The 7,987-nt window shown below is 39.2% G+C and carries 11 protein-coding genes; 10 read left to right on the top strand and 1 reads right to left on the bottom strand.

What is annotated here, in order from left to right; genetic code table 11:
- From G602_RS31090 to G602_RS0116850, 10 genes are all read left to right on the top strand, one after another.
- A partial coding sequence (locus G602_RS31090; RefSeq protein ID WP_442855919.1) for a division/cell wall cluster transcriptional repressor MraZ occupies positions 1 to 420 on the top strand: 420 nt, incomplete at its 5' end.
- 312 nt (positions 421 to 732) lie between these two features.
- Positions 733 to 1,971, top strand: a complete 1,239-nt coding sequence (locus tag G602_RS27210) for a glycoside hydrolase family 32 protein (RefSeq protein WP_049945296.1) — start codon at positions 733 to 735, stop codon at positions 1,969 to 1,971.
- Between the two features lie 155 nt (positions 1,972 to 2,126).
- A complete protein-coding gene (locus G602_RS0116815) occupies positions 2,127 to 2,882 on the top strand; it encodes a radical SAM protein (protein ID WP_026659999.1) in 756 nt (251 codons plus the stop codon).
- Entirely contained in the window at positions 2,872 to 3,078 is a 207-nt protein-coding gene (locus tag G602_RS0116820; protein WP_026660000.1) for a hypothetical protein, read from the top strand. Before G602_RS0116815 ends, G602_RS0116820 begins: the two co-directional genes overlap by 11 nt.
- Entirely contained in the window at positions 3,072 to 3,248 is a 177-nt protein-coding gene (locus tag G602_RS30650; RefSeq protein WP_155829972.1) for a hypothetical protein, read from the top strand. The genes G602_RS0116820 and G602_RS30650 overlap by 7 nt, the downstream gene beginning before the upstream one ends.
- Complete coding sequence (locus tag G602_RS27215; protein ID WP_044932580.1) at positions 3,245 to 3,847, top strand: pyroglutamyl-peptidase I; 603 nt, start codon at positions 3,245 to 3,247, stop codon at positions 3,845 to 3,847. Before G602_RS30650 ends, G602_RS27215 begins: the two co-directional genes overlap by 4 nt.
- Positions 3,848 to 3,853: 6 nt before the next feature.
- A complete protein-coding gene (locus G602_RS0116835; protein WP_026660001.1) occupies positions 3,854 to 4,645 on the top strand; it encodes an MBL fold metallo-hydrolase in 792 nt (263 codons plus the stop codon).
- A gap of 170 nt (positions 4,646 to 4,815) precedes the next feature.
- The gene (locus tag G602_RS0116840; protein ID WP_026660002.1) at positions 4,816 to 5,118 is read left to right on the top strand and encodes a hypothetical protein; all 303 of its coding nucleotides are present in this window, start codon (positions 4,816 to 4,818) and stop codon (positions 5,116 to 5,118) included.
- Positions 5,119 to 5,549: 431 nt separating this feature from the next.
- Complete coding sequence (locus tag G602_RS0116845) at positions 5,550 to 5,900, top strand: CidA/LrgA family protein (protein ID WP_026493054.1); 351 nt, start codon at positions 5,550 to 5,552, stop codon at positions 5,898 to 5,900.
- Position 5,901: 1 nt separating this feature from the next.
- Positions 5,902 to 6,594: an LrgB family protein gene (locus G602_RS0116850; RefSeq protein ID WP_026660003.1), complete on the top strand. Its 693-nt coding sequence runs from the start codon at positions 5,902 to 5,904 to the stop codon at positions 6,592 to 6,594.
- A 134-nt stretch (positions 6,595 to 6,728) separates the two neighbouring features.
- Here the strand turns inward: G602_RS0116850 and G602_RS0116855 are convergent.
- Positions 6,729 to 7,987, bottom strand: a 1,259-nt coding sequence (locus tag G602_RS0116855; protein WP_026660004.1) for an IS1634 family transposase, incomplete at its 5' end; no start/stop codon positions are given.

The raw sequence follows: 7,987 nt of genomic DNA on the forward strand, positions 1-7,987 counted from the left end.
GTTATTTATGATTATGATGCAGGAAATGAAAAGTGTATTCATGCATACATAAAATGGGAAATAAAGCTATTAGAGAATAAACAATATGTGATAACAAAAGGCTTTGATGAATGCGTGCTCATTTTTGCAAATAATGAATTTGAACGTTTTTCACAAGCCCTTCGAGCCCTACCAGAAAAGGAACCTTACAACCGGCTATTATGTCGCTTCTTTTTAGCTAGTTCTGACGATGTTGAGCTGGATAAAAAAGGGCGTCTGGGACTTTTTTCAAAGGCTTATGCTAATCATGGAAATTGGCAAAATGAAGTCGTAATTATTGGTAAGGGTAATGTCGCCCAGATTTGGGATAAGACCACTCTGATTGGAAATCCTGATTTAATAGATTATGTGTGGAAAAAATATGAGGAGATAGTAAATTAGATGTAATCTGTATATACATGTTAAAACATTGCTACGCATAATACTGACAAGTAAATTTAACCTAATATTCTGGTATAATTAGTAAATATTATATCGGTATAGTGTGCATATGAATACGTGTTCATTTGACAGAACCAGGCTAAAATATTTACTTGTCGGAGTGCTGATTGCTTTGGCGTTCTTTGTTGTACCAATTATGATAAAGGGGTATTAAGAAGTCGTACTTGTCAGCGCGCTGATCGTTTTGGCATTTTTCTTATGAAGCGGTAGTTCCTCCGTAAGCGAATTCGACAGGAAGACATATGAGAGGAGATGTATAAGGGCTGTCTTGCACCTGACGAAGAATATGACAACAAAGGCTGTTTTTCCGGGAGTGCCATTGAGCTTGACGACGGAAGACAACTTCTGATATACACTGGGGTTTCCGAGGCTTTTCATGATGGTAAAGATGTTGACATTCAGCAGCAGTGTGCAGCAATCGGAGATGGCATTAATTACGAAAAAATAGATAAAAACCCGATTATTCCCATTGAGCTTATTCCGGGTGATGGAAGCAAAATAGATTTCAGAGATCCTAAAATATGGAAAGAGAACGGAAAGTATTATCTTGTAGCAGGAAACAGGGCATCCGATGGAAGTGGGGATATTCTATTATATGAAAGCAGCAATTTCGAAGACTGGAAGTATGATCAGACAATTGACAGCTGCGAAAACAGATACGGAAGAATGTGGGAATGTCCTGACTTTTTCAGATTGGATGGTAAGGAGGTTCTTCTCGTTAGTCCCCAGGACATGGAGGCTGATGGGTATGAATTCCATGCAGGAAACGGCACTGTGGTACTTATCGGACATGCAGGAGAAGAGAAAAGATTTGTACGTGAAAGCGCAGGCGCAATTGATTACGGCCTTGATTTTTATGCGCCTCAAACTCTTCTTACTCCTGACGGAAGAAGGGTAATGATAGCCTGGATGCAGAACTGGGATACCTGTAATCAGAATCATGAAGATCGAAATATATACGGGCAGATGACATTTCCCAGAGAACTAAGTATTGTTGATGGAAGACTATGCCAGTATCCTGTAAGTGAGCTGATAAGCTATCGAAGCAAGGCAAAAACTCATACTATTGATCCGGGATGTTATCACGCTACTTTTGATGATGTCAGCGGGAGTGTTTTCGATATGGAACTGGATATAAAGGCGCCAGGCAGGGATACCAAAAAAGAAATAAAGATAAGCCTTGCAAAATCTGAAAAATACGAGACTACACTTACGGTAGACCTGAGCAATAAAACCATGACCTTTGACAGAGCCTGCTCAGGAGGAAGAAGGGATATCGTAAGCAAAAGAACCTGCAAAATTGATGTTAATGATAATGAGGTAGCTTTAAGAATTATAATGGATCATCACGGTATAGAGGTTTTTGCTAATCACGGAATGCAGGCCATGTCATCCATGATTTATACACCTATTGAATCAAAAAGCATTTTGTTTGAAACTTCCGGAAATATCAGCGCAGAGATTCGGTTTTACGATATTGAGATAATCTGATATTATCTGCTGTCATTTTTTGTTACGCTGTCTGGAATTCAATGGTCGAAATAGCCATTTGCAGTGCAGATCCATTTGGATTATATAAGAGATGTAGTAATATTTTTTGTGTAAAGGCGCAATAAATCGATATTTGCATGGGATGATTTAAGACAGTGAATGATTATTTGAGAAATCTTGAAAAAATAGAGTTTGTAATAACAATGGCGTGTACCGGAAAGTGTAAGCACTGTTCAGAGGGTGACCACGACGGATTCACCGAGCATATCGATGCAGATGCAGCTGCAGAATCGATAAAAGAGATCTGCGCTCATTACGACATCAAAACTGTGATGACATTTGGCGGAGAGCCGCTCCTATACCCTGATGTAGTCTGCACGATCCTTAAGACGGCATCCGATTTGGGAATCGAAAAGAGGCAATTGATCACAAACGGGTATTTTTCTAATAATCCGGAAAGGATAGAAGCCGTTGTAAAAAATCTTAATGACAGTGGAGTTAATGACATTCTTTTGTCAGTAGATGCTTTTCATCAGGAGTACATTCCGCTTGATCCAGTCTTTAATTTTGCCCAAAACGCCGTACAAGTCGGAATCCCAGTACGTTTACAACCTGCGTGGCTTGGTAGTTCTGATGATTTGAATCCATACAATGACAGGACGCGAGAGGTAATTCAAAAATTCGAGCCTTTGCATATCTCTCTCAATCAGGGTAATGTGATCTTTCCATCTGGAAATGCCATTAAATACCTTCACGAGTATTTTGATGAAAAGCCATCTGTGCCAAACCCTTATGAGGAAGATCCCAAAGATATCAAGACTATTTCTTTTGACCCTGATGGAGGAGTGTTGAATGGGAATATTTATAAAACGGATATACTTGAAATCATGGAGAATTATAGTGGTAATTAATAATATGTTTGACCTAATATATGAGATTAATAGACTTGAGAAAAAATATGGGGATGCCTTCAACTGGGGTGCAGATATAAATCGTGAATATTTTCAGAAACAGCTTGCCAGGGAAACTAATCTGACGCTTTACAAAGAAGTGAAAGCTTTGGCAAAGTGTTATTCCAATGATGGGATGATGGGACAGGTATGCTGATATCGGTGTTCATAATAAGGGTTGAAGTCCCTGAAGGTGGATTTAACTATGACCATTACGAAGTCAATGATGTAAGGATCATGCCCTTTAGCGAGTTTTACGGGCACATCATGGATCATAACGATGAAGATATGGGCAGAGGTATTAAAGATATTGAGGCCAGGTTATGAAAAAGGTAATTGTTTCGGCTTTTGAGCCATTTGATAATGTAAAAACGAATCCATCCTATGAAGCAGCAAAGCTTCTTCCTAAGAGAATAGGTGAAGCAGATATTGAAGTGATAAGGCTACCGGTGGTCTTTGGTGTGGCGGCATCATTACTTGCAAAAAGGATAGAAGAATTAAGACCTGATGCCATAATCATGCTCGGCGTTGCAGGGACGAGGACAAAGATAACTCCGGAAGTTATTGCAGTTAATATAAACGATGCGAGGATTCCTGATAATAAGGGGAACAGCCCGAGATTTGAGAAAATAGATACTGCCGGGGATGATGGTATTTTCTCGACGCTTCCTGTAACAGAAATGGTAGAGGAAATGACAAAAGAAGGGCTCTCTTCTGAGCTTTCATATACGGCAGGTGCTTATGTGTGTAACGACCTTTTCTACAGAATCATGAATTACCTGAAAACAAAGGGGTTAAGCATTCCTGCTGGTTTCATCCATGTTCCAAATCCTTCCGATTCTGAGGGGGATACAAAATCTGAGCTTAGCATATCTGAGATTGCCAGGGGTATTAAGATATGCATAGAGACAATCATAGGCAGGTGATAATTAATGAAAAAATGGTGGATTGTTTTAGGGGTGTTACTTTTTTTGATAGTTGCAGCCTGTAACAAAAAAGGTCAGGTCATGGATGGTGATGGAATGGTCAGGACGTTTAAGTACACGCAGATATCACAGGATGTAGCAAAAGAGATGATGGCAAAAGACGATGACCATGTTATCGTCGATGTGCGCAGGGAAGATGAGTATGCAGAGGGACATATCCCGGGCGCCATTTTAATCCCCAATGAGAGCATTGGTGTGGATCCATTTGCAGGTGAAGGTTATGATGTGCCGGCAGATCTGATACTCATGACTCATGGACATTTTGATCATACGCAAACGGATACGATAGCCACAAAGAATCCCGATTGCGAGACTATTACATGGGTAGAAGCATTAAGCAGAGGACAGCACCAGAGTTTTGATCTTGGATATGTAAAAGTCGAAGCGGTGGAGGCAGGCTATAACAAGAACCATGATGCAAAGGAATGTGTGGGATTTATTCTTACATTTTCTAACGGAGTAACACTGTATCTTTCGGGAGATACATCCACAACGCCACAGATGAAGGAACTGTCAGAAAGAAATCTTGATTATGCATTCTTTTGCTGTGACGGAGTTTATAACATGGATGTTAAAGAAGCAATTAAGTGCGCAAAAACTGTCGGCGCAAAGCATAGCATACCCTACCACATGATTCCTGCAGATAAGACCAACTGCTTTGATCAGAATGTGGCTGAAAGCTTTGATGTACCCGAAAGGATAATACTCAGACCGGGTGAGGAACTGGTGCTTGAATGATATTCATGGAAAAAGATGCGGTAATGTTCTCTGTATTAGCAAAATAGCAGCACCTTTTTCCTCATAGTGGATATATATTCCATGTATGGATTCGCATATACTGTAAACATCAGATGAGCTGATATGAAAAAAATGTTTACAGGCGAAAGCCCAATGAGGAGGACACTGTTATGTATAAGAATTCAAAGCTTTTTGCAGTACTTAGTTATATCACATGGATTGGTTTTGTTGTATCATTCCTGATGCGTGATAGAAATGATACGCTTGTAAGGAGACATCTTAATCAGGCGCTTATCATAAACCTTATTGGTACCGTTGGAACAATCCTTACAAGGGCAGGAGGGATCCTTGCAACTGGTGGTAGCATTCTTGGAATCGCATGTTTTGTACTTTCCATTATGGGAATCGTGAGAGCTTTCAATATGAGCGAAAAACCGCTTCCTTATATCGGAGAGTATACATTGTTTAACTGATAGATTCGTATGCGGGCGGTGTGTTACCTCACACCGTCCGTTTTTTAGAGACAAATTGAATAAATCGGGCGGCGCATTCTCGTGATTCACAGTTGTCAATGGTCCAATACATATATTCTAGCACAAACATCAGTTCGGTTCAATAAAAATTGGCGATTCTTCCCCAACCTGCAGGAAGGGGTTTTCTCGCTAAGTATTTATAAAAAGAAAAATATCATAGTTATGGCAATGATACAGGCTCTTTTTTATTTACGATTACAGTCTTTGCCTGTTCAGATAAAACAACTATAAGTCTAATTCAATCGACCATTTCATTAAATTTTTTGTGAGATATTATTCTTGAATTTTATAATATCCCTGATGTAGAATACACAATGTTTGCAGATGGTATGGCAAAAGATAGTGTCTGCTGTAGAATCGAGGATGTTTTTATGAAGTATATAAAACAGTTTTTGGTAATTCTTGCGTTTTCATTTACGGGTGAACTTTTGAAGCTCATTCTACCGTTCCCAATTCCTGCAAGTATATATGGAATGGCACTGTTATTTACTGCCTTGATTACAGGAGTGGTGAAGTATACAGATGTTAAGGATGCAGGATCTTTTTTGATTGAGATAATGCCTGTTATGTTCATTCCTGCAGGTGTGGGTCTTGTTAACAGCTGGGTTAATCTCAAACCGATTCTTATACCAGTTAGCATTATTACTGTTGTAACGATTATAACAGTAATGCTTTCTACCGGTTGGATTTCACAGATTATTATCAGAAGGACAAAAAAGTAAGATGAACGCTTTATTTCAAAATTCCCTGTTCGCAGGAGTTACATTAAGTCTTGTTTCATACATGATAGGAGTTTTCCTAAAGGAAAAGTTTAAGCTTGGAATATTTAATCCGCTGCTTATAGCTATTATTCTGTCCTGTGGTACTTTAGTAATAGGAAAAGTGGATTATGAAGTTTATAACGAAGGAGCAAAATACCTAAGCTATTTACTTACTCCTGCAACAGTTTGCCTTGCAATCCCTCTTTATGAGCAGTTTGAATTACTGAAGAAAAATTATAAGGCTGTTCTGCTGGGACTGCTGGCAGGTACAGTGACAAGTTTAGCAACAGTTTTAGTACTGTCTGTGTTATGTGGATTGTCCCATGAAGAATATGTGACACTTTTACCAAAGTCTATTACAACAGCTATTGGAATGGGTGTTTCTGAAGAATTAGGCGGTTACGTTACCATTACTGTGGCTGTTATAATAATAACAGGCGTTCTTGGAAATATGTTTGGAGAATTCATCTGCAAAGCTGCGCATATTGAGGAGCCTATAGCAAAAGGACTGGCTTTTGGTGCAAGTTCCCACGCCATTGGAACAGCTAAGGCAATCGAGATAGGTGATGTAGAAGGCGCAATGAGTGGCCTTGCTATTGCAGTATCAGGTATTTTTACTGTTCTCTTGGCTTCTGTTTTTGCAGGTCTGCACTGATCGTAATTATTTACAATGTATATAAATAATGGTATATTCCTGTCTTTGACAGTTCAACAACAATAAATAACGCCGAAAACCTTGAATCATCTGGCTTTCGGCGTTATCTTTGTGCTTCTTGAAATATAGTAATATTACCTTTGCTTACTCTGTTTTTCTATTGTTCTCATATCAGCTTTGGTGATGAATTCGTAGTCAGTTCTGAATCCGCATGTTCTGTGGAGAGCATCAGTCAGTTTGTCTCGAACATAAGTAGGCATGTATCCCTGACCTTTTATGTCTGCAAAATTCATAGATTTTAATTTATCCAGGATTTCTTCACAGGTATACATGCTTTCAAGCTGCTTTTCCAATAAACGATATACAAGTAATGCCAGGAAACATGTAAGAAAATGAGCTTCTATCCGGTCCTCTCTTCGTATATATACAGGCCTTGCTGAGAAGTCTGTTTTCATAATTCTGAAGCATTCTTCAATCTGCCATCTGCCTTCACTCACTTTTAAAATCTCTTGGACATCGTCATCTATCAGATCTGTGCAAACAGCATAGAGACCATCATATCTGGCTTCTTCAGCAACCTTGTCCTCATCAAGATAGTAATGGATATCAGCAACTTCACCTTCTTTGGTACATGCATCCTTGCCTATAAAACGAGCTGGATCATTAGGATTCTTGCGATTCTTTTTGAGCTTTCCTTTTTTTATCATAGCTTCAGCGCGTTGAACCTGAGCTTCTCGGATTGACCTTTGATAAGCTGCATATTTAGGGGAGTAGGTGATTATGAGGAGTTGGTCTATATTTCCACTGATATAGGGAATTTCTTTGTAGTAAAGTTCATCAGAATCATCATCTTGAATTGCTGCAGCAGAGACCTTTTTATTATCCGAAAGTCTTTTGAATCCATCCTTGCTCAGCGCAAGTGCTTTGTTCTCTGCATCAAGTTTTTTTATTGACTGGGTGACAATAAAAGCTCGTTCTCCAAGATGATTAAATTTGCGGTTATCTGTTGAACCAAGACCAGCATCACTGCAGTAAATGAACTTCTCATGCCCGAACTGCTGGAGTATTTTGGACTCCAGAGGCTTTAGTGATTTCTGTTCGTTTTGATTTCCTCCAAAGATTGAAAAAGCTAGAGGAATACCGTCTCCATCAATGAAAAGTCCCATCTGAACGATTGGATTGGGACGATGTTCCTTGCTTTTGCCATACTTTTTAATACCGTCTTCCTGCTCGATTTCAAAATAGAAATTTGAACAGTCATAGTATAGAACCCTGTCGTTTCGCTTTCCGAAAATTTTGCTGCATTTAAATACCTCAGACTGAATAAAATCAGACTCCTCTGCAAGAACCGACAGCGCTCTGTAAACATCATGAAGTTCATAAGTAGGAGCTT

Origin of the sequence: Butyrivibrio sp. AC2005 (genome assembly GCF_000424145.1) — a bacterium.
In the GTDB taxonomy this organism is placed as follows: domain Bacteria; phylum Bacillota; class Clostridia; order Lachnospirales; family Lachnospiraceae; genus Butyrivibrio.

What these genes read in the sequence shown, in the direction of transcription:
- G602_RS27210 (WP_049945296.1), top strand. Translation starts at nt 733, where the DNA reads ATGTATAAGGGCTGTCTTGCACCTGACGAAGAATATGACAACAAAGGC.
- G602_RS30650 (WP_155829972.1), top strand. Translation starts at nt 3,072, where the DNA reads ATGCTGATATCGGTGTTCATAATAAGGGTTGAAGTCCCTGAAGGTGGA.
- G602_RS27215 (WP_044932580.1), top strand. Translation starts at nt 3,245, where the DNA reads ATGAAAAAGGTAATTGTTTCGGCTTTTGAGCCATTTGATAATGTAAAA.
- G602_RS0116835 (WP_026660001.1), top strand. Translation starts at nt 3,854, where the DNA reads ATGAAAAAATGGTGGATTGTTTTAGGGGTGTTACTTTTTTTGATAGTT.
- G602_RS0116840 (WP_026660002.1), top strand. Translation starts at nt 4,816, where the DNA reads ATGTATAAGAATTCAAAGCTTTTTGCAGTACTTAGTTATATCACATGG.
- G602_RS0116845 (WP_026493054.1), top strand. Translation starts at nt 5,550, where the DNA reads ATGAAGTATATAAAACAGTTTTTGGTAATTCTTGCGTTTTCATTTACG.
- G602_RS0116850 (WP_026660003.1), top strand. Translation starts at nt 5,902, where the DNA reads ATGAACGCTTTATTTCAAAATTCCCTGTTCGCAGGAGTTACATTAAGT.